Here is a 20,523-nt window from a genome sequence, read left to right as displayed (position 1 = left end):
CTCAGGAGGTACGGCGCGCGGCCCGGCCGGCCAAGTGCAGGAAGGTGATCCGGCCGGCGTCGTCGCGCAGGAACCGTCCGACCACCCGCGACGGTTCCGCCGCCATGACCACGTCGTCGCTCCCCTCCACCAGCGCCAGCGCCATGCCCGGCAGCCCGGCCACGCCCTCGGCCACCAGCTCCGGCCGCAACACCATCTCCACGTTCAGCGCCTCGTCCACCTCGAACGTCCACTGCCCCGCGTCGTAGCTGCCCGCGCACTCCGGCTCCGGATCCCGCAGCCTCGGCCGGGCCCGCTCGATCTCGACCCCGAGCAGGTGCTCCAGGCACCAGTCCGTCACCTGCTGCCCCAGCCCCCGCCCGGCCCCGGAGTTGGTCAGCGTCGTCACCGCGAACCGCCGCTCCGGCACCAGCACGAACGTCGAGATCTGCACGTTGCCGATGTTGCCGCCGTGCGTCACCAGCTCGAGCCCGCCCTGCTCCTCCAACAGCCACGGCAGGCCGATGCCGCGCCACGGCACGCCCATCGCCACGTGCTCGCGCCGCATGAGCTCGCGTGTCGCCGCGCCCACCGGCCGCTCGCCGCCCTCGCCCAGGTGGAAGGCCGCGTACCGCAACTGGTCACGCGCCGACGACAGCAGCCCGCCCTCGGGCATCCCGTCGCGGAACAGCCCCCACGTGTGCGCCACCCGCGCCCCGTCCTCCTCGACCGCGTGGCCGACCGCGTGCGAGCGGGTCGCCGCCTCCCAGGGGAAGAAGAAGCTCTGCTCCATGCCGAGCGGGTCGAGCACGACCTTCCTGACCACGCTCTCGTACGGCTCGCCGTACACCACCTCGGCCAGCCGGCCGAGCAGCCGGAAGGCGGCGTTGTTGTAGGAGGCCAGCGTCCCCGGCGGGAAGAGCTGCGGCAGCCGGTCGTAGCCGTCGATCGACCGGCCGAGCGCGGCGGTGTCCCAGCTCGTGCCGTCGTCGATGTCGCCCATGAACCCCGCGGTGTGGGTGAGCAGGTGCCGTACGGTCAGTGCCGCCGCGGCCTGCTCGTCGGCCAGCCGCAGGTCCGGCAGGTGCCGCCGCACCGGATCGTCCAGCCCGACCCGGCCCTCCTCGACCAGGTGCATCACCACGGTCGCGGTGACCGTCTTGGTCGTCGACCCGATCTGGAACAGCGTCTCCCCCGTCACCGGGGCCGGTGAGTCGAGGCTGGTGACGCCGGTGGTGAGCACGTGGTCGGCGCCGTCGATCCGGACGCCCACCGCCGCGCCGGGAACGTGCCGGGAACGCGCCTCGCTGTCGAGCAGGCGCTGCAGGTCGTTGAGGTCAGCCATGGGCCCATCCTGCGGCCCGCGAGCCCGCGCGGCATTGTGCGCGCGCACGATATCGGCCGCCCGCTTTGTCCCCGCACGATCACGCGGAACACGAAAGAGGCCCGGCCCCGCCTCCGGAAATCCGGGTCGGACGGGATCGAGCCTCAGGTGTCGGGTGGAGCTATGGGGATTCGAACCCCAGACCTCTTCCATGCCATGGAAGCGCGCTACCAACTGCGCCATAGCCCCGCTGTCGTTGCGAGAAAAGCATATCGGACTCCGGGAGTGCGAGAGACGGTCAACCAAGAGCAACAGACTTGCTACCTTCCGTCACATGACCATTGTGGACGCGCGGCCGCTCACCCAGCGCTGCGCGAAGATCTACGCCGCCGGGGAGCACGCGCTGCTCGGGGTGAGCGCGCTGAACGGCTTCTTCTCGGTGCCCAACCTGACCGGGCTGCTGGGCTGGGCGGTGGGGCGGTTCGGGCGGGTGGACGTGCTGGTGCCGGGCATCGAGCTGGCCGGCACGCTGGTGGCACGCGGCTACGAGCGGCCGCGGGCGCGCAAGAAGGCCCGGGAGGAGATCAACAACACCCGCAACCGGGTGGCCCGGGCCCTGGAGGCGCTCGGCCGGCCGCCGGTCGGGGTCTTCTCCTGGACCGACCTGTACGGCGAGCCGGCCTACGAGCGGGCCCGCCGGGAGATCGGCGAGTGCTACGAGGCCGACCAGTCCTTCAGGAGCCGGTGCCGCCAGGCGCTGGAGCCGGTCCTGCACCAGGGTGAGCAGGCGGCCGAGCAGGTGGCCGAGGCGCTGCCGTTCCTGCTGGCCGAGCTGCCGCTGGTGCTGGACAGCCCGGCGGTGCTCGGGGTGCCCACCTCGTCGTTCTGCTACCCCCGGCTCATGCCGATGGCCGAGTGGCTTTTCTCCGGGTCGATGGGCATATCGCCGAGCGCGGGACAGGCAATTCTGACCACTCGATTGACACCCGTTGTCGCAGGTGAGGACCATTGTCGTGGGGTGGGATGAGATGAAGTCTCAGGTCCGCAACGCGGGACACGCGTTCGACAGCAGCGACATGGACGGCGACGGCTACCTGGATCACCGGGACATGGAAGTGGTGGCCGTCTCGGTGAGCGACCGGCTCGGCCTGGCCGAGGACTCGGCCCGGCGCGAGGCGGTGATCACCGCCTACGCCTACGCGTGGCGGAACGCGGTCGAGCTGATCGGCACCGACGAGCGCGGCCGGATCAGCCGGGAGGCCTACATCCGGCACGTGACCTCCCGGGTGCTCGACCGCATCGACTTCACCGCGCGCATCGTCTGGCCGATCGGCGACGCGCTGTGGGACGCGCTCGACACCGACGGCGACGAGCAGCTCACCAGAGCCGAGTACCTCCGGCTCTGGGGCGCCTACGACGTCGCCGGGCGGGCGGCGCGGGCGGCGTTCGAGCGCCTGGACTCCAACCGGGACGGCCGGCTGTCCAAGGACGAGTTCGCCCAGGCGATCTACGACTTCTACTTCGGCGCCGCCGCCGACGTGCCCATCTTCGGCTGACCTAGACCGCGCGGGCCTTGCCGATGAGCTGGGCGAGCTCGGTCACCGCCGGGTCCTCGACCTTGGCCGCCAGCCGCTCGGCCTGGTCCAGGAGCGCGGTCAGGTCGAGCCCGAGGGCTTCGCCGTCCCGCATGAACAGGGCGAACGCCGCGGCGACCACGTCCACCTGGAGCCGCGCGGGCGCCTGCCACAGGTCCTGGCCGAGCTGGCCGGTCTCGATCGACTTGGCGGACTCGGCGGGCTCGCGGGTGTCGGGGTGCTGCCAGCGCACGGTGGCCGTGGCGAGCTGGCCGGAGGCGCCGGGCTTGAGGGTGACCACGTAGAGCGCCGTCACCGCGTGACCGGGGCCGATCTCGCCGCCGTCGCGGGAGTCGTCCCTGAACTCCTCGGTGGCCAGTTGCCGGTTCTCGTAGCCGATGAGCCGGTAGGACTCCACGACCGAGGGGTTGAAGACGACCTGCGCCTTCGCGTCGCGGGCGCGCAACTCGATGGTGGTGGCCAGGTGGGTGGCGAAGGCCTTGTCGGCCTCCTCCTGGCTGCTGACGTAGATCGCGTGCCCGTCGCCGTTGTCGGCGAGCTGCTCCATGAGCTCGTCGCCGTAGTCGCGGCCGACGCCCACGGTGAGCAGCGTGATCTGCCGGCCCGCGTGCTCCTTGACCTGGTCGAGGATGCCCTGCCAGGTGACCTCGCCCTCGTTGGCCAGGCCGTCGGAGAGCACGATCACCCGGTTGGTCGCGGCCGGGCGGAAGCCCTGCGCGGCCACCTCGTAGCCCTTGACCAGTCCGGCGGCCAGGTTGGTGCCCCCGCCGATGTCCAGTCCGTTGATCGCGTCCGCCAGGTCGTCCCGGTCGACCAGCGGGGTCATCCCGGCCAGCACGGTTGCCGACTCGGCGAAGGCGACCACGGCCACCTGGTCCCCGGGCGCGAGCTGGTCCAGGAGCGTGCGCAGCGAGTTCTTGACCAGGTCGAGGCGGCCCGGCTCGGCCATGGAGCCGGAGACGTCCACGACGAAGGTGAGGTTGGCCGGCCGCCGCTCGGCCGCCTCGGCGGCGCGGGTCTGCAGCCCGACCCGGATCACGCCCTGGTCACGCTCGCCCGGCACGAGCGCGCCGTCCACGTGCACGGTGAAGCCCTCCCCGTCGGGCTGGGCGTAGTCCTGGCGGAAGGAGTTCACGAACTCCTCCGGCCGGATCTTCGCCGGCTCGGGCCAGCGGCCCTCCCCGAGGGTACGGCGGGCATAGCCGTAGGAAGCGGTGTCCACGTCGAGGGCGAAGGTCGAGATCTGGGCCTGTCTGGTGTCCTTCTCCTGGCCCTCCTCCGGCTTCGCCTCCTTGGGCGACTCGGCCTGCGTGGCCGCCTCGGGAGCGCGGTCGCGAGAGGCGACCTGGCCGCCTTCCGGCCCGCTCGTGGTGCCGCTGCCGCCGCAACCGGCCAGGACGAGCAGGGCGGCCAACCCCGCGATCAACGCGATCAGACGAAATTTCATGTCATGCACCTCCACGCCCTACGACGGCGCGCGAAGCCGCCTGGCCGGGCCCGTTATGCAAACGACAACAAACCGTGGCGGACCGCGGATCAGTTGTGATGAACCCGTGCGATCCGGTAGGCATGAGCCTCATGCGCGTCTATTTGGGAGTGGCCGCGAAGCAGGCGGAGATTCCGGAACGTGTCCTGGACCGGGTCCGTTCCGTGATCGAATCCGCCTTTCCGGTCCCCCCGGAGGTCATCCGCGGCGAGGAGTGGCACGGCCGCGGCGTCTCGCTGTTCGGCTGGAGCAACGAGCCCGACGACAGCCGCGAACCGGGACTGCTGCACCGGACCGGCGACCGGGTGGTCGGCGTCAACGGCCACCTCGCCGATCCCAAGGACGTCACCCGGCTGCCCGATGACACCGTGGGCGGCTGCCTGTCGGCCTGGGTGGCGCGCGACGGCGAGCTGACCGCGGCGACCGCGATCAACCGCGTCTGCCCGGTGTTCTACGCCGAGACGCCCGAGCTGCACGTTGTCGGCAGCCGGGCGCTGCTGGTGCATCTGGTGGCGAGCGAGCGGCCGGCCTTCGACGTGCTGGCGCTGCAGTCGATGGCGCGGCAGGGGTTCTTCCTGTCCGACGAGACGCCCTATCTCGGGGTGTCGGCGCTGCGACCCTCGTCGCGGCTGAGCGTGCGCGGCGGGAGCCGTACGATCTCGGAGACCCCGCTGCCGGAGGCGGCGCCGCCCCCCGCGTCGGGGCGCGCGAAGCGGGCGGCGATCTCGGAGCTGGCCGAGGCGCTGCTGGCGACGGTGGAGCCGCTGCGGGCGGCGGGCGAGCCGGTGAACCTGGCGCTGACCGGCGGGCGGGACACGCGCATCCTCGCCGCGCTGCTCCACGCGGCCAAGGTGCCGTTCCGGGTGACCACCAACGGGCTCGACACCCACCCGGACGTGATCCTGGCCCGGCAGATCGCCGCGCGGCTCGGCGTGGAGCACACCGTCATCCCGCCGGCGCAGACCGCGCAGAAGGACGCGGTGCTGGTCGAGCACCCGCTGGCGCGCGCCTACGAGACGCTGCGCACCTGCGAGGGCATGACCTCTGCCTACGAGACGATCGTGAGCTACCTGCCCTATGCCGACAAGCCCACCATGTCCGGGCAGAGCGGCGAGACCCTGCGCGCGGGCTCGCTCAACCTGCTGCAGACCGACCTGAGCGACAAGGCGCTGCTGCGCCGGGTGAACACCACCTTCTTCAAGGACGAGAAGCTGTTCAGCGCCGACGCCAACGAGCACGCGCGTGAGCTGGCCAAGCCCTGGCAGGCGCGGAAGAACCGGCTGGAGGCGCTCGACCACATCTACATCTGGTACAAGGTCGGCCGCTGGCAGGCCAGCGCGCGGGCCGGCTCGCTGCGCCGCGGCGACCCGGTGCGGCCCTTCCTCGACAACCGGGTGGCGCGGGCGGCGCTCGGCCTCGACCAGGGCTGGCGGCTGTCGGAGGAAGTGATCTACCGGCTCATCCTGCGCTTCGCCCCGGCGCTGCGCGACGTGCCGATCGAGGGCAAGCCGTGGCGCTTCGCCGGTGACCTGCGCAAGCGCTGGCCGTGGGAGCACGTGCCGCCGCCGTCGATGCCGACGGTCTCGACCGGCGGCGGCTGGTCGTGGCGGACCAGCCCGGGACCCGCGCTGTCGGCGATCCTGCGCGAGCAGGTGATCGGCCATCTCGACGTGCTGGAGCCGATCGTCAACCCGGACGAGGTGCGGGCGCTGTTCGCCGGGCCGGTGGTCACCAAGCCGGGGCAGGCGTGGCACCTGTACACGGTCAGCACCCTGCTCACCGGGCTGTATCCCGGCAAGGAGCCGGAAGGCCTCGAACCGGTGCCCGTCTCCCGGCCCTGACCCGCGGGCCGGGTACCATCCGGACATGCTGCTCCCCCTGCCGTCCAGGCTGCCCACGGTCGCCGTGCTGGCCTACGAGGGCATGGCCCCCTTCGAGCTGGGCTGCGTGGTGGAGGTCTTCGGCCTGCCCCGGCCCGAGCTGGACGTGCCCTGGTACGACCTGCGGGTCTGCGCCGAGACGACCGAGCCGATGCGGGCGGTGGGCGGCTTCACCGTGCGCGCCGAGCACGGCCTCGACACCCTCGCCCAGGCCGAGACGGTGATCGTCCCCGGCGTCGCCGACGTGCACGGCGAGACCTCCCCCGGACTCGTCGAGGCGCTGCTGGCCGCGCACCGCAACGGCGCGCGGCTGGTGTCGATCTGCTCGGGCGCCTTCGCGCTGGCCGCGACCGGGCTGCTCGACGGCCGGCCCGCCACCACGCACTGGCGCTACGCCGAGCTGCTGCAGCGGCGCTTCCCGCAGGTGGAGGTCCACCCGGACGTGCTCTACGTCGATCACGGCGACGTGCTGACCAGCGCGGGCAGCGCAGCCGGGCTCGACCTGCTGATCCACCTGGTGCGCAAGGACCACGGCGCGACGGTGGCCAACGCGGTGGCCCGCCGCCTGGTCGTGCCGCCGCACCGCGAGGGAGGGCAGGCGCAGTTCATCCAGGCGGCGGTGACCCCGATAGCCGCCGACGACGGGGTGGCGCGGGCGATGGCCTGGGCGCTGGAGCACCTGACGACGACCATCACCGTCGCCGAGCTGGCGCGGAAGGCGCACATGGCGGAGCGGACCTTCCTGCGCCGCTTCAAGCAGCAGACCGGCACCTCGCCGCTGCGCTGGGTCGTCTCGCAGCGCGTCGCCGCGGCCCTGCCGCTCCTGGAGCGCGGCGGCGTCCCGGTCGAGGAGGTCGGCGCGGCGGTCGGCTTCGACAGCCCGGTGACCTTCCGCCACCATTTCGGCCGGTTGATGCGCACCTCCCCCTCGGCCTACCGCCGCGCCTTCGGCTGAGGCTCGGCGCTACACGAGCACGCCCGGGTTGAGGATCCCCGCCGGGTCGAGCGCCGCCTTGGCCGCCCGCAGCGCCAGCGCGAACGGCTCGGGCCGCTGCCGGTCGTACCAGAAGCGGTGGTCGCGCCCGACCGCGTGATGGTGGGTGATCGTCCCGCCGTTGAGCAGGATCGCCTCGGAGACGCGGGCCTTGATCGAGTCCCAGTCCCCGCCCGGCGCCATGATCGTGTAGTACGGGGCGGGCCCGTCGGGGTAGACGAAGGCGAGCCGGCAGGTGATCCGGCCCAGCCCCATGACCTCCTCGTGCAGGCGCTCGAACCGGTCCCAGGTGACCGCCGTCTCGACCGTCTCCACCAGCACGTCCAGCCCCGGATAGGCATTCCTCAGGTACGGCATGCGGGTGAAGGAGCCCTTCCACTCGCGGTCCTGCCGGGTGGCGCCCGGCTCGCCGCCGTGCCGCCTGGCCAGCTCCAGCGCCGCCGCCAGCAGCGCCTCGACCGGCCCCGACTCGAAGCCCAGCAGCAGCACCGGCCCGTGCCCGTCGCCGCGCGCGGCCAGCGCCGCCTCCCCGGCGTCGAGCAGGCGGCAGTTGGACGGGTTCAGGCCGGCCTGCACGATCTCGTGCACCGCCGCGACCGCCGCGTCCCACTCCTTGAACGTCACCGGCGCCGACACCTTGACCTCCGGGCGCTGCTGCAGCCGCACCCACGCCTGCGTGATCACCCCGAGCGCGCCCTCGGAGCCGAGCAGCCACCGGTCCGGCGACGGCCCGGCGCCGCTGCCCGGCACTCGGCGCGATTCCCACACCCCCGACGGGGTCAGCGCGCGCACCGACTCCACCAGGTCGTCGATGTGCGTGTGCCCGGTGGCGAAGTGCCCGCCGGCCCGGGTGGCGATCCAGCCGCCGAGCGTGGAGAACTCGTAGGACTGCGGGAAGAAGCGCAGTTGCAGCCCGGCCGGGAGTTGCGCGTTCAGCGCCGGGCCGGTCGCGCCCGCCTGGACCAGCGCGGCCCGCGAGTACTCGTCCACCTCCAGCACCCGGTCCATCCGGCCCAGGTCGAGGCAGAGCGCCGGGGCGTCGAAGCGGGCCTCGACGCCGCCGACCACGCTGGTGCCGCCGCCGTAGGGGATCACCGCGACGCCCACCGTCTGGGCCCACTCCAGGGCGCGGTCGATCTCCTCCTCGGTGCGGGGGCGGGCGACCAGGTCGGGGGCGTTGGCGAAGTCGCCGCGGTAGGCGCGGACCAGGTCGCGGTAGGCCTGGCCGTAGGTGTGCCGGGCCCGTTCGTACGGCTCCGCCGTACAGAAGCCGGACAGGTGCTCGGGCACCGGCACCCGGGGCGGCGGCAGCCGTACCTCGGGGAAGGGCACCGGCGGACGCCAGCGGGCGGGATCGCCCAACCCGGTCACCGCGGCGATCAGGCGGGCGCTCTCGCGCAGTTCGTGCGGGTCCGGCTCGGGACCCCAGGCCCAGTGGCTCACGCTCCCGTCCTACAACAGCCGGGAGCGTGTGAAAAGGTCAAGCCGCCGGCTCCGGTTACCCGCACACCCAGTCGAACACGTAGGAGTGCGCCCCGGATTCGTCGACGTGGATCGTCATCTCGCCGCGCAGTCCGGTCAGGTCCCCCGTGCCCGAGTCGGCCACCACCGTGACCCGCAGCGACTGCTCGCCCCGGTCGCTGAAGGCGCTGTGCTGGAGCAGGAAACCGCCGGTCCGGCCGGCGAGCGTGCCGGTGACCCGCTCGACGGCCACGTACGAACGTGATGTCTCGACCGGGGTCGTCGCCATGGTCATGTGGACGACGCCGCTGCCGGTCAGGTCGCCGTGGAAGGTCTTGCCGAGCGTCACCGGGGTGATCGTCACGCCGTCGTGGTCGGCGTACGGCTCGCCCTGGGTCCAGTCGTGCGTCTCAAAGGTGCCCTTGGCCATCATGGGCCTCACGCTAGGGCCCTTAAAGGTGCCCTTGGCCATCATGGGCCTCACGCTAGGGCCCTTACCTGTCAGCTCCCGTCAGGTTCCGGCGAGCCGGGCGATGACCGGGGCGAACTGGGTCAGGAACTGCGCGTTCACCGAGACATAGGAGATGCCCAGCTTGTCGCGCCGCCGCCGCAGCGTGTCGGCCATCTCGGTCACCGACCCCCGGAGCAGGCCCACGCCTTCGCGTTCCGGTCCCAGCCAGGCGGGCACCTCGTCGCCGACCGCCGCCAGGTTCATGGCCAGCTCCAGCTCGCCGAACCGGTCGCCGGCCAGCTCGTACAGCTCGTCCACCTTGGCGGCGAGCTGCTCCTCGGTGGCGTGCGGAGGCACCGCGAGCGCGACGGTGTCGGCCTTGCCGGCCGCGAGGCGCAGGGCCGCCGGGCCGGAGGCGGCCAGCAGGATCGGGACGTCCTCGACCAGGTCGATCGTCTCGGCCACCCGTGCCAGCCGTTCGCCGGGCGTCCCGAACGGCACGCCGAGGCGGGCGGCGTCCTGCTCGCTGTCCGGCCGGCCCGCGCCCAGGCCGAGCTCGAAACGCCCGCCGGTCAGGGTCCGCAGGGTCGAGGTCTCCCAGGCCACGGCCGCGGGCGTGCGTAGCGGGCTCGCGAGCACGTAGGTGCCGACCTTGAGCGTCGTGGTGACCGTCGCCGCCACGGCCGCGGCGGCGAACGGCGAGAAGGTGCGGTGGGTGTCGGGCACCAGCAGCGTGTCGAAGCCCAGCTCCTCGCTGCGGCGGGCGATATCGGTCCAGGTCTGGGCGTCGGGGGCGAAACCGGCTACGGCGCCGAATCGGTAAGGTCTCATGCCCTCACCTTCTCCGGCCCGCCCCGGTCCGCGCGTCGGCCCGGGGAGCCGGATCCGGCTACCCCCGCGGACGCACCGCCCGCCCGCCGCCCTACTTCTCTCGCGGTACGGCAGGCGCCCTCAGGACTGAGGAGCCTTGTCCTGCGGCAGGCGGCTCGTGCCCTTCCGGGCCGCCGGTGCGGAAGGCGGCGGCACCACCGGGCCGATGTCCCCGTCCGGCGCCTCGTCGAGGTCGACGATCACCGGGGCGTGGTCACTGGGCCCCGTCCCCTTGCGCGCCTGCCGGTCGATCCAGGCCGCCCGCACCCGCTCGGCCACCGGATCGGAGGCCAGCACGAGGTCGATCCGCATGCCCAGATCCTTGTGGAACATCCCGGCCCGGTAGTCCCAGTAGGAGAACACCCGCCGATCCGGCCACCGCTCCCGCACCACGTCCCGCAGCCCGAGAGCGGCCAGCGCCTCCCGCTCCGGCGCCGTCACATGCGTGGACCCCGCGAACGCCCCCGGATCGAACACGTCCTCGTCGGCCGGCGCGACGTTGACGTCACCGCAGACCAGCGCGTCGGCCGGCCCGGCCGCCACCACCGCCTTCAGCGCAGCCAGCCAGGCCAGCTTGTAGTGGTAGTGATCCGAGCCGGGCGTCCGCCCGTTCGGCACGTACACCGAGTGCACCCGGATCCCGCCACAGGTCGCGGCCACCGCACGCGCCTCCGGGTGCGGGAAGCCCGGCGCGTCGGCCAGCCCGGTGACCACGTCCTCCAGCCCCACCCGGGACGCCAGCGCCACCCCGTTCCACTGCACCTCGCCGTGGAGCGCCAGCTCGTAGCCGCGGGCCTCGAACTCCTGGCCCAGCAACTCGGTGAAGGCGGCGTCGGCGAGCTTGGTCTCCTGCAGGCAGACCACGTCCGGCTGCCGCTCGTCGAGCCAGGGCAGCAGGCGCGGCACGCGTTGCTTGGCGGAGTTGACGTTCCACGTGGCGATACGCACGCGGTCCAGCCTAACCCGCGCCACCCTCCGGCTGCCGGTGCGCGCCCCAGAAGCCGCACCGGTGGGCGCGGCACAGGTCCACCGGGCCGATGCCGCGCGGGCCGGGCGCCAGCCGCAGCACGGCGTCCCGTCCCGGCTGGGCCGGACGCCAGGCGGGCGCGCCGGGGCCGTTGGGGTCGCCGTGCCGGGCGAACCGGCTCCAGTAGCCGATCATCGTGTCGGACAGCCGAGCCTGGTCGGGCGCGAGCGTCCGGCCGGTGAAGTAGCTCGCCTCGAAGAGATACTGCAGCTCGGAGGCGTGGAAGGCGCCGGTGGGGAAGCTGGGCGTCACCGGCGTGCTGCTCGCCCACGGAGCCCGCCGGTCGGCGAACTCGTAGGCGTAGGTCGGCACCCACGCGGCCAGCAGCCGGTTGGTCCGCACCGCCGGGGCGGCCCAGAGATGGTCGGTCAGCAGATCCCGCAGGGCGTGCCCGGCGCGGCTCGTCCCCGGCGCCCCGTACCGTTCCAGGGGGTAGCGGGCCAGCACCCCCGCCGCGCGCTCGCCGAAGGCGGCCCGCACGGTCCGCTCGTAGCCCTCGCCGGTCGCCGGCGGCGCTCCGTGCCCCCACCCGCCGCCGCCCCCGCCGTGCCGGGCGTCAACGCCAGCCCGGCCGCCACGGCGACCGCTCCCGCCAACTTGATCATGTGGTTCTCCCCGGTCCGCCCGCGCCGACGCGCGAGACCGGGTCCATCCTCACACCGCGGGGGCGCCGGTTCATTCCGGCCAGCCCCCCCAACCCGCCCTCCGGCCAGTCCTACCCCTCCTCCGCTACTTCTCGCAGAACACGAAGTCGCCGTCGGTGTACGCCGCCCCCTCCTCGCCCACGTAGCGCGTCCACGTCTCGGCCGGGATGACATCCGCCTCCGCCGTGGCCCGGCAGACCACGTCCAGCGGGTCGGGCTCCACCTGCGACAGGTCCCAGACCCTCGGCCCGGCCATCGGGCTGCCCAGCGCCGCCGTCCGCCCGTCCTCGCTCATGGCGACCGCCTCCGCGGACCGCCCACCGGTCCTCAGGGTGGCCAGCCGCACCGGATGGGAGGGCGTCGTGAGATCCCACAGGACCGCGCGCCCTCGGGCGTCGGCGATGAGCGCCAGCTCGCCGGCGCGGGCCAGGGCGACGGCGAACACGTCGCGGAACTCCCCGCCCAGCGACGCCAGCCGCACCGGCTTCGCGCGGTCGGTCAGGTCCCAGACGTCCGCGCCGCCGCCGGAGCCGATGCCCAGGAGGGCCCGCCGCCCGTCCGGGCTGAGCGCGACCGACTCCTCCCCGTGCCCCTCGGTCCGCAGCTCGCCGACCGCGACCGGCCGCGCCTGATCCGTGAGGTCCCAGACGACCGCCCCCGGTTCCCCGCCCCGGACCGCCACCGCCGTCCGCCCGTCGGCACTGAGCGCGAGGTCGTACAGGTGCGGGCCCCGGATCTTCAGCGTCGCCCGCCGGACCGGCTCGGACACGCTCCGCAGGTCCCACACCTCGACCGCCACGGCCTCGGGCTCGTCCAGCCCGTAGGAGACCAGCGCCGTCCTGCCGTCGCCGGACAGCACGAGCGGGCCGAAGTACTCCTCGACCGGCAGGAAGGCCGCCTTGACCGGCCGGGTCCGCTCGCCGAGCCGCCACACGCCGACGCCCTCGTAGGACTCGGCCGTCAAAACGATCTCCCCGTCCGCCGACATCGCCAGCTCGTCGACCGAGCCGCCGAAGTCGAGCGCGCCCGGCTCGCCCCGCCCGCGCGGCAGGTACCAGCGGCGCACCGTGCCGGAGCCAGACCTGCCCAGCAGGAAGGACCCGTCCGTCGTCATCGCCACGTCGTCCGAGCGGGAGGCCTCCACCAGATCGGTCAGCCCTTCGTTGGCCAGGGTGTCGGCCAGCGCCGTCCGCGTCTGATCGTCGTCGTGCAGGCTGACCGCCGCCGCGCCGAGCCGGCGGGCGGCCACAGCGTCGACCTCGCGCAACTCGGCGCCCTTGAGCGCCAGCGTCCGGGCCGCCGCCACCCGCTCCGCGTTCTGCCGCGCCTGCCCCTCGACCATGGAACCCAGCGCCGCCAGGGTCAGCACGACCACGAGCGCCCGGAACCACCGCGTCTGATCAGCGCGCTGCGACTGCACCGGTGCTCCCCTCGCGGGATGATCCACGCCGGGTCACATCATGGCGGCACCGTGGAAAAAGCGAAACCGCCGCGATGCGGCGGTTCGTCGTAAGTGAGAGGTGGAGCTATGGGGATTCGAACCCCAGACCTCTTCCATGCCATGGAAGCGCGCTACCAACTGCGCCATAGCCCCTCGCTTGCGGGAATAGTCTAGCGGATCCGGCGGGTGCCACGACCATGATCGTGGCACCCGCGGGGGCGGTGCTCAGGCGGCTCGGCGGACCGGGACGCCGGCCTGGGCGACCAGGGCGGCGAGGTCGACGCCGGCCGTACGAAGGGTGCGGGCGGCGCCGTTGCGGGCGTCGGCGAGCAGGCCCCACAGCAGGCGTTCGCCGGTGATCGGGCCGGGCTTCCACGCGGCGACCTCGACGACCTTGCGCAGGTGCAGGGTGAGCGGAAGGTCGCCGAGCGGGCCGCGGAGGGTGAGGCGGAGCAGGAGCCGGTCGAGGTGCCAGCGGGCCGGGTCGTCCACGCCGTGCCTGGTACGGCGGCGCACCTCGTCGAGGTCGATGCCGAGGGTGGCCAGCAGGTCGCGGCCCGGCGTGGCGGCCAGCGGGACGGCGTCCGGGGTCAGGGTGAAGGCGGGCACGGGGCCGGCGAACGGGCGCTGCTCGGCGAGGGCGAGCAGGAGCGCGTCGGTGCCGAAGCGGCCGCCCTCGGGCCGGGCGTCGTGGGCGAGGATGCCGGCGCGGACGAACGCCCTGCGGGCTTCGGGGGTGAACCTGTCGAGCACGGGACTACCTCCTGGCGTGTTTGCGGTGCGCGGTCTGCCGCCGGACGCCGAGCGCGGCGGCGATCTGCTCCCAGGACCAGCCCCGGTCGCGGGCGTTGGAGACGTGCACCGCCTCCAGCTCCTCCAGGAGGGAGCGCAGGGCGGCGCAGGCGGCCAGCCCGGTGCCCGGATCGGGGCCGGCGGCCGCTTCGGCGAGCTCGGTGACTCTCATGATGTCAGCATAAGCTGACACAGCCGGAAGTGTCAGCTCTTGCTGACACTTTTGCCGGCAGACCGCACACCAAGGAAGCGCGCTTTCCGAATGCAGCCCGCTACGAGGAGCCCGCGTAGGTGCGCATGGTCAGCTCCGACTCACCGGGCTCCAGCTCCACCCGCACCCCACCGAGCGCGGAGGTGCGGTGCACGTGCGTGCCGCCGCACGGGATCCACCCCTCCCCCTCGGGCAACGCGCAGTGCCAGGTACGCCGAGCGGTCAGCGTCCCGTCCGGCGCGTCGATCCACACCGGCGCGTCCGCGGCCACCCACCCGGCGAGGATCCCGTTGACCCGCCCCGCGACCTCGGCCCAGTCGAGCCCGTCGGCGGAGAAGCCCTTCTTGCGCAGCGACTTGCCCAGCCGGTACACGTCCACGCTGCCGTTCTCGACGATGGTCGAGGAGGTGATGGCGTGCTGGTCGAAGTTCGGCTGCCCGAGCGAGTCCGCCCCGGTCTCCTTGCGCCAGTGCCCGGCCAGGGCGGCGTTGAGCGCGAGGGCGGCCAGGTGGCAGGCGGTGTGCCCGGCCGACAGGGCCGCACGGTAGCCGGCGTCGGCCTCCAGCGTGACCTCCGCCCCGGCTTCGACGGCCGCCGCCGGCTCGACGAGGTGGACGACCAGCCACTGCCAGGCCGGGTCGCCCCGCCGTACCGGGATGTCGGCGCCGAGCAGGACCTGCCCGTCACCGGCGGTGGCCCCGGTGACGCAGCCGAGAAGGGGGTGCCCGGCCAGCAGGCCGCGGTCGGCGGGCTGGTCGGGCCAGGTGTGGTCGAGCGGATGGAAGGGCGTCTCGGCGACGATCACGCCGAGCGCGTCACCGGCCTGGACGGTTCCGACGACCTCGGAGCGGCCGGACACCTGCCCGTCAGGGAAGGTGACGATAGTGGACTTCATCCGGAAATCTTCGCAGGCTCATCCTCGAGGAAGCGGTTGCGACCCGCGTAAAGCCCGGTCAGGAGCTGCACGGCCAGCACGAAGAAGATCAGCGTGTACGGCAGCGCCCACCCCCCGGTCGCCTCGTGCAGCACGCCCACGACCAGCGGCCCGGCGCCCGCGATGAGGTACCCGGCGCTCTGCCCGAAGGCCGACAGCGCGGCGGTGTGGTCGGCGGTGCGGGTCCGCAGGGCCAGCATCATCAGCGCGAGCGGGAAGGAGCCCATGCCGACGCCGATGAAGACCGTCCAGACCCAGGACGGCGAGATCCACATGCCGGTGAACCCCACGACGTAGAAGGCGACCAGGGCGACGACCACGGGCCGCTGGTCGCGGAAGCGCGTGGCCAGCACCGGGATGATCAGCGAGATCGGGATGCTCAGCGCGGTGAACACGCCGAGGACCAGGCCGGCCTGGCTGGTGGTGTAACCGGCGTCGGTGAGGATCTTGGCGAGCCAGCCGAACATGATGTAGGCGATCATCGACTGCGTGCCGAAGTAGACCGCGACCGACCAGGCCAGCTTGCTGCGGACCAGGCGGCCGGGCCCGGCCTCGGTACGGCCGGTGTCGCGCTGCGGCTCACTGCGCAGCAGCGCCAGCCAAGGCAGCGCGGCGACGACCGCGAGCGCGGCCCAGACGCCGAGCGCCACGTGCCAGTCGCCGCCCGCGGCGCGCTCGATCGGCACGGTCGCGGCGGCGGCCATCATGGTGCCGACGGCCAGGGCGGTGGTGTAGACGGTGGTCATCACGCCCACGCGGCCCGGGAAGTGCCGCTTGATCAGGGTGGGGATGAGCACGTTGCCGATCGCGCCGCCGGACAGCGCCACGGCGCTGCTCAGCAGGAAGACGGGGGCGCTGTCGACCAGGGCCCGGGTGGCGAGGCCGACGCCGAGCAGGCCGAGCGCGACCAGCAGCAGCCGGTGCTCGCCGACCTTGCGCGCCATCGCGGGGGTGACCGCGCCGACGGTGGCGAAGGCCAGGACCGGCAGGGTGGTCAGCAGGCCGGTGCCGACGCTCGTCATCCCGAGGCCCGCGGAGAGCTGGTCGAGCAGCGGGCCGACGCTGGTCACCGCGGTGCGGAGGTTGAGCGCGGCCAGGACGATGCCCAGGACCAGCAGCCATACCAGCGAGCCGCTCTTGCTCCTGCTCTCGGTGAGCACGCTCATGCCGGCACAGCCTCCATTCGTGGAATCATGGGACGAATAATGCTAACAGGTCCGAAATGTTGGTTTATTCCTGACCATAGGAAGAGGCCCCCTTCCCGGAGAGGTGGGAAGAGGGCCTCGGCGTCCCGTCAGGTCAGATGACCGGGCGCATGGGCGGCGGCGGGTCCTCCGGCCGCAGCGGGCCGGGTCCGGGCGCCGGCAGGTCGGGCGAGGGCGGGTAAGGATCGCCGCCGATGGTGCCAGGAGGCATCGGCTGGTCGCCCGTGCCGTAGGTGGACCCGCTCTGGTGCGGGCCGGGCACGTCGCCGCGCCACTCGCCGGTCTCGCTCCCACGGGACTCGATGAAGCGCTTGAAACGCTCCATGTCGTTGCGGACGCGCATCCGGACCAGTTGCAGCCAGTCGCCCGCGGTCTCGATGAAGCCCTTGGGGTCGTACTCCATCTGCAGGGTGACCCGCGTGGTGGAGTCGTCGAGCCGGTGGAAGGTCACCACACCGGCCTGGTGCGGCTGCTCCACCGTGCGCCAGGCGACCCGCTCGTCCGGGTGCTGTTCGGTGATCTCCGCCTCGAACTCACGACGGACTCCCGCGATCTCGGCCACCCAAGCGGTGCGGGTGTCGGTGAGCTGCTTGACCGACTCCACGCCTTCCATGAACTCGGGGAAGCTCTCGAACTGCGTCCACTGGTTGTAGGCCGTCCGCACTGGGACATTGACATCTACGGAGTGCTCGATCGTGCTCATGTAACGCCCCCTGCCCGCTTCGCCGGAGCGCTAACGCCTCCGCCGCAACCAGAACAGGCCCACCAGCGGCAGGATCAGCGGGATGAACAGGTATCCCTTCCCATAAACCGACCAGACCGTCTCGTCGGGGAAGGCCGCCGGATCGATGACACTCGCCGTCCCGATGACCAGGACTCCGGCCAGTTCGATGCCCAGCGCCCACAACGCGAGCGTGCGCCGCCCGGTCGCCAGCGCGACCGCGAGCACCACGTAGACCGCCGCCGCGAAGGCGGACAGCGCGTAGGCCAGCGGCGCCTCGTCGAACCGGGTGGCGATCTGCACGGCCGCCCGCGCGCCGGCCGCCAGCGCGAACAGCCCGTAGAGCGCCAGCAGCGCGCGGCCCGGCCCGGTGCCGATCGGGGTGCTCACTGCCCGGCCCAGATCTGCAGCAGCCGCCCGGTCATCACCGCGACCGCGAACCCGGCCACGACCAGGATCGCCGCGCCCCACCGCGACCGTTCGGCCAGCGCCAGGAAGACGCCCGCGGGCGCGATCAGCGCCACGCCGGCCGTGTAGCCGTAGAGCGTCGCCTGCTCGGCCGGCCCCTCGCCGCCCACCGCCGCCGCGACGGTGATCCCGGCCTGGACCAGCACCGCGAGCTCCAGCACCGCGAAGCCGACGAGCAGGACGACCCCCATCGCCCGGTTGCGGATGGCGACGACGAGGCTGGCCACCGCCAGGACGAGCGCGCCCACGATGATGCCGGTGGCGAGGGTCTGGGACATGGCGAGAAGGCTACCGCTCCTACCATGGGGTCCATGGACCGGATCCTGGTGAGCGCCTGCCTGATGGGCCGCCGCGTGCGCTACGACGGCGGCGCCAAGACCAGCGCCTCGGCGATCCTGGCCGGCTGGCGGGAGGAGGGGCGGCTGGTGCCGTTCTGCCCGGAGGTCGAGGGCGGGCTGCCGATCCCCCGCGCCGCCGCCGAGATCGAGCCGGGCGGCTCGGGCGCCGACGTGCTGGCCGGCCGCGCCCGCGTCCTGGCCGCCGACGGGAGCGACGTCACCGCCGCCTTCCTGTCCGGCGCGCGGCAGGCGCTCGACCTGGCCCTCAGCTCCGGCGTACGGCTGGCCGTCCTGAAGGAGGGCAGCCCGTCCTGCGGTTCCCTCGCGGTCTACGACGGCACCTTCACCGGCGGCCGGGTCCCCGGGCCGGGCGTCACCACCGCGCTGCTGGAGCAGCACGGCATCCCGGTCTTCGGCGAGGACCGCCTGACCGAGGCCGACGCCTACCTGCGCGCCCGGTAGAGCTGCGCACCGAGCCCGGCGATCAGCACCGTCGCGACGGTGCCGTGATACCAGGTGTTGAGCACCGTCGCCTCGCCCCGGCCGAGCGCCAGCGCGAGGGTGCCGACCAAAACTCCCGCCAGCGCGACCGTGTAGCCCGCCCGCAGTCCCCGCCACGCCCACGCCCGGCCGCCCAGCGCGCCCCACGCCGCGGCCAGCAGCGCCAGCCCGCACACCGTCTCGGCGATGGTCGCCGGGACGATGACCGGCTCGCGCAGCGGCCCCAGCGGCACGCCGGTGTGCAGCAGCGCGCCGAGCACGAAGATGAGCGCGATGCCGGCCGCCACCGCGCCGAGCGCGATCCGGAGAGCTCTGTCGTCCATCCCCTCACCCTGGCACCGCCGGTGGGCCGGCGGATCCCCCGGCGGAAGGCGGCTCGGATACCGCCCGGGTCGTACCAACTTTTCGCCCGTGCCCTGAGTCTCATCCTGCGGGGCCCGGAGAACCACGACACCTCACGGGGAAAGGACTCGACACCATGCCTGTCGACCTCGCCAACGCACGACCCCTGGCCTGGGACTCGCCCACGCTCGACGCCGACACCAAGGAGATGCTCGCCAATCTCCAGCCCAACATCCTGCGCGCGCACGTCCGCGAGCACCTGACCGTGCTCTTCCTGCGCTTCAACGACGTCGCCGAGGGCCGCGCCTACCTGCGCCGCGTCGCCCGCACCAGGATGAAGTCGGCGCGGCAGCACCTGGAGGAGGTGCGGGAGTTCGCCAGGAGCGGCCGGGGCGGCTCGCCGTACGTGGGGCTGGGCATCAGCCGCGCCGGCTACCGCGACCTGGGGCACAGCGTCGCCGACATCCGCCGGTTCGGGGACGCCGCCTTCCGCGACGGCATGAAGAAGCGGATCACCGAGGTCAACGACCCGCCCGTGGCCGAGTGGGAGCGCGCCTACCAGCGGGAGATCCACGCCGTGCTGCTCATCGGGGACGCCGAGCCCGGCCCGGTCGAGGCGCTGCGCGAGGAGCTGGTGCGCGACCTGCCGGCCTCGGCGCGGGTGCTCGGCGAGGAGACCGGGCGCGGCCTGCGCAACCCGGCCGGGGACGGCATCGAGCATTTCGGGTACGTGGACGGCCGCAGCCAGCCGCTCTTCCTGGCCGACGAGGTCGAGCGCGAGCCGCGCGAGCACTGGGACCCGTTCTTCCCGCTCGGCAACGTGCTGGTCGCCGACCCGCTGGCGGCCGATCCGCGCCGGCACTTCGGCAGCTACTTCGTCTTCCGCAAGCTGGAGCAGAACGTGCGGGCCTTCCAGCAGATCGAGGAGGACCTGGCCGACGCGCTCGGCCTGGTCGGCGACGACCGGGCCCGCGCCGGAGCCATGCTGGTCGGCCGCTTCCGTGACGGCACGCCGCTGACCGGCAAGAGCAAGGCGGCCGGCGGTCCGGTCGGCAACGACTTCACCTTCGACCGCGACGGCGAGGGCAACCGCTGCCCGTTCAGCGGGCACGTGCGCAAGACCAACCCTCGCTCCTTCGGGCGCGAGGTGATCATGGCCAGGCGCGGCCAGACGTACGGCGAGCGCGCCGACCGGCCGTGGGACGAGCTCCCGCCCGAGGAGCGGCCCGGCGGGGGCGTCGGCCTGCTGTTCATGGCGTTCAACTCCCGGGTCGCCGACGGGCCCGAGGGCATCGGCCAGTTCGAGTTCACCCAGCGGAGCTGGGCCAACGAGCCGTCCTTCGAGCGGGAGGGCACTGGCCACGACCCCGTCATCGGCCAGGGCCCCCGCGAGCTCAAGGTCACCTTCCCCAAGGTCTGGGACCAGCCCGGCCGCACGGTCGCGGTCAAGCAGGTCGAGCAGACCGTGACCATGCTCGGCGGGGAGTACTTCTTCATGCCTTCCTTGGCATATTTGCGCGCTATGTGAAGAATCCGGCCGGTACGGCACGCCGTACCGGCCGCTCTTCGCGCGATATATTGGGAAAAGTCATGAGCGAAGAGCACGACCGCACGGTCCAGCGCCGGATCCCCACGCCCGGCCAGCCGGTCCAGCCGGTCCCCCCGCCCGAGCAGCCGCACCCGGAGACGGTGCGCCTGCCGTACACGCCGGACCTGTTTCCCGACGTGCCGGTGATCGAGGCGAAGCCGCCGCGCTCGGCCTGGTGGTGGGTGGTCGTGGCGAGCGCGGCGCTCCTGGTCGTGGCCGCCATCGCCTTCGGCATCGTGCTCTTCGCCACGCGCGCCTGAGCCTGGCGCCT

At 73.1% G+C, this 20,523-nt stretch carries 23 protein-coding genes and 2 tRNA genes; 7 read left to right on the top strand and 18 right to left on the bottom strand.

Annotated features, from left to right (window positions below; genetic code table 11):
• Window position 1: 1 nt before the first annotated feature.
• Window positions 2–1,324 carry a serine hydrolase domain-containing protein gene (locus tag AB0I67_RS37760; protein WP_357934197.1) on the bottom strand — a complete coding sequence of 441 codons (1,323 nt, stop codon included), beginning with the start codon at window positions 1,322–1,324 and terminating at the stop codon, window positions 2–4.
• Window positions 1,325–1,479: 155 nt separating this feature from the next.
• A tRNA-Ala gene (locus tag AB0I67_RS37755) sits at window positions 1,480–1,552 on the bottom strand.
• Between the two features lie 85 nt (window positions 1,553–1,637).
• Here AB0I67_RS37755 and AB0I67_RS37750 point away from each other — a divergent pair.
• Window positions 1,638–2,330 (top strand): tRNA-dependent cyclodipeptide synthase, encoded by a 693-nt coding sequence (locus AB0I67_RS37750; protein WP_357934194.1) that lies wholly within the window; start codon window positions 1,638–1,640, stop codon window positions 2,328–2,330.
• A 1-nt stretch (window position 2,331) separates the two neighbouring features.
• Window positions 2,332–2,859, top strand: coding sequence for an EF-hand domain-containing protein (locus tag AB0I67_RS37745; RefSeq protein ID WP_357934192.1), 528 nt, complete (start codon window positions 2,332–2,334; stop codon window positions 2,857–2,859).
• A 1-nt stretch (window position 2,860) separates the two neighbouring features.
• On the opposite strand, the gene AB0I67_RS37740 is transcribed toward AB0I67_RS37745, so the two are convergent.
• Window positions 2,861–4,345, bottom strand: coding sequence for a von Willebrand factor type A domain-containing protein (locus AB0I67_RS37740; RefSeq protein WP_357934189.1), 1,485 nt, complete (start codon window positions 4,343–4,345; stop codon window positions 2,861–2,863).
• 131 nt (window positions 4,346–4,476) lie between these two features.
• Here AB0I67_RS37740 and AB0I67_RS37735 point away from each other — a divergent pair, with 131 nt between their 5' ends.
• Window positions 4,477–6,225: an asparagine synthase-related protein gene (locus AB0I67_RS37735; RefSeq protein ID WP_357934186.1), complete on the top strand. Its 1,749-nt coding sequence runs from the start codon at window positions 4,477–4,479 to the stop codon at window positions 6,223–6,225.
• A 25-nt stretch (window positions 6,226–6,250) separates the two neighbouring features.
• Window positions 6,251–7,219, top strand: a complete 969-nt coding sequence (locus AB0I67_RS37730) for a helix-turn-helix domain-containing protein (protein ID WP_357934183.1) — start codon at window positions 6,251–6,253, stop codon at window positions 7,217–7,219.
• 9 nt (window positions 7,220–7,228) lie between these two features.
• Here AB0I67_RS37730 and AB0I67_RS37725 read toward each other — a convergent pair whose 3' ends face one another.
• From AB0I67_RS37725 to AB0I67_RS37660, 14 genes are all read right to left on the bottom strand, one after another.
• The gene (locus AB0I67_RS37725; protein WP_357934180.1) at window positions 7,229–8,701 is read right to left on the bottom strand and encodes an FAD-binding oxidoreductase; all 1,473 of its coding nucleotides are present in this window, start codon (window positions 8,699–8,701) and stop codon (window positions 7,229–7,231) included.
• 55 nt (window positions 8,702–8,756) lie between these two features.
• Window positions 8,757–9,152 carry a DUF3224 domain-containing protein gene (locus AB0I67_RS37720; RefSeq protein WP_357934177.1) on the bottom strand — a complete coding sequence of 132 codons (396 nt, stop codon included), beginning with the start codon at window positions 9,150–9,152 and terminating at the stop codon, window positions 8,757–8,759.
• 78 nt (window positions 9,153–9,230) lie between these two features.
• Window positions 9,231–10,001: an LLM class flavin-dependent oxidoreductase gene (locus AB0I67_RS37715; protein WP_357934175.1), complete on the bottom strand. Its 771-nt coding sequence runs from the start codon at window positions 9,999–10,001 to the stop codon at window positions 9,231–9,233.
• Window positions 10,002–10,121: 120 nt separating this feature from the next.
• On the bottom strand, window positions 10,122–10,988 hold the full coding sequence (locus AB0I67_RS37710) for an exodeoxyribonuclease III (RefSeq protein ID WP_357934173.1): 867 nt from the start codon (window positions 10,986–10,988) through the stop codon (window positions 10,122–10,124).
• 10 nt (window positions 10,989–10,998) lie between these two features.
• A complete protein-coding gene (locus tag AB0I67_RS37705) occupies window positions 10,999–11,547 on the bottom strand; it encodes a carboxylesterase family protein (RefSeq protein ID WP_357934170.1) in 549 nt (182 codons plus the stop codon).
• A 249-nt stretch (window positions 11,548–11,796) separates the two neighbouring features.
• Entirely contained in the window at window positions 11,797–13,131 is a 1,335-nt protein-coding gene (locus AB0I67_RS37700; RefSeq protein WP_357934167.1) for a WD40 repeat domain-containing protein, read from the bottom strand.
• Window positions 13,132–13,232: 101 nt separating this feature from the next.
• Window positions 13,233–13,305, bottom strand: a tRNA-Ala gene (locus AB0I67_RS37695).
• 72 nt (window positions 13,306–13,377) lie between these two features.
• Complete coding sequence (locus AB0I67_RS37690) at window positions 13,378–13,905, bottom strand: Clp protease N-terminal domain-containing protein (RefSeq protein WP_357934165.1); 528 nt, start codon at window positions 13,903–13,905, stop codon at window positions 13,378–13,380.
• A gap of 4 nt (window positions 13,906–13,909) precedes the next feature.
• A complete protein-coding gene (locus AB0I67_RS37685) occupies window positions 13,910–14,119 on the bottom strand; it encodes a helix-turn-helix domain-containing protein (protein ID WP_357934289.1) in 210 nt (69 codons plus the stop codon).
• A gap of 97 nt (window positions 14,120–14,216) precedes the next feature.
• Window positions 14,217–15,050: a metal-dependent hydrolase gene (locus AB0I67_RS37680; RefSeq protein ID WP_357934162.1), complete on the bottom strand. Its 834-nt coding sequence runs from the start codon at window positions 15,048–15,050 to the stop codon at window positions 14,217–14,219.
• Window positions 15,047–16,255: an MFS transporter gene (locus AB0I67_RS37675; RefSeq protein WP_357934159.1), complete on the bottom strand. Its 1,209-nt coding sequence runs from the start codon at window positions 16,253–16,255 to the stop codon at window positions 15,047–15,049. Before AB0I67_RS37675 ends, AB0I67_RS37680 begins: the two co-directional genes overlap by 4 nt.
• A gap of 133 nt (window positions 16,256–16,388) precedes the next feature.
• Entirely contained in the window at window positions 16,389–16,997 is a 609-nt protein-coding gene (locus tag AB0I67_RS37670; RefSeq protein ID WP_357934156.1) for an SRPBCC family protein, read from the bottom strand.
• 30 nt (window positions 16,998–17,027) lie between these two features.
• Complete coding sequence (locus AB0I67_RS37665) at window positions 17,028–17,405, bottom strand: hypothetical protein (protein WP_357934154.1); 378 nt, start codon at window positions 17,403–17,405, stop codon at window positions 17,028–17,030.
• Complete coding sequence (locus tag AB0I67_RS37660; RefSeq protein WP_357934151.1) at window positions 17,402–17,761, bottom strand: hypothetical protein; 360 nt, start codon at window positions 17,759–17,761, stop codon at window positions 17,402–17,404. The genes AB0I67_RS37665 and AB0I67_RS37660 overlap by 4 nt, the downstream gene beginning before the upstream one ends.
• 33 nt (window positions 17,762–17,794) lie before the next feature.
• Here AB0I67_RS37660 and AB0I67_RS37655 point away from each other — a divergent pair, with 33 nt between their 5' ends.
• Window positions 17,795–18,283, top strand: a complete 489-nt coding sequence (locus AB0I67_RS37655) for a DUF523 domain-containing protein (RefSeq protein WP_357934148.1) — start codon at window positions 17,795–17,797, stop codon at window positions 18,281–18,283.
• Here the strand turns inward: AB0I67_RS37655 and AB0I67_RS37650 are convergent.
• Window positions 18,265–18,645: a hypothetical protein gene (locus AB0I67_RS37650; protein WP_357934145.1), complete on the bottom strand. Its 381-nt coding sequence runs from the start codon at window positions 18,643–18,645 to the stop codon at window positions 18,265–18,267. The genes AB0I67_RS37655 and AB0I67_RS37650 overlap by 19 nt on opposite strands.
• A 155-nt stretch (window positions 18,646–18,800) precedes the next feature.
• Here AB0I67_RS37650 and AB0I67_RS37645 point away from each other — a divergent pair, with 155 nt between their 5' ends.
• Entirely contained in the window at window positions 18,801–20,192 is a 1,392-nt protein-coding gene (locus tag AB0I67_RS37645) for a hypothetical protein (RefSeq protein ID WP_357934142.1), read from the top strand.
• 62 nt (window positions 20,193–20,254) lie between these two features.
• Window positions 20,255–20,512, top strand: coding sequence for a hypothetical protein (locus tag AB0I67_RS37640; RefSeq protein WP_357934139.1), 258 nt, complete (start codon window positions 20,255–20,257; stop codon window positions 20,510–20,512).
• The last annotated feature ends 11 nt before the right edge of the window (window positions 20,513–20,523 follow it).

The sequence above is a fragment of the Nonomuraea sp. NPDC050310 genome (assembly GCF_040655795.1).
In the GTDB taxonomy this organism is placed as follows: Bacteria; Actinomycetota; Actinomycetes; order Streptosporangiales; family Streptosporangiaceae; genus Nonomuraea.
The sequence above is the reverse complement of the archived record's forward strand: the minus strand, read 5'-3'. Positions and strand labels throughout refer to the sequence as shown.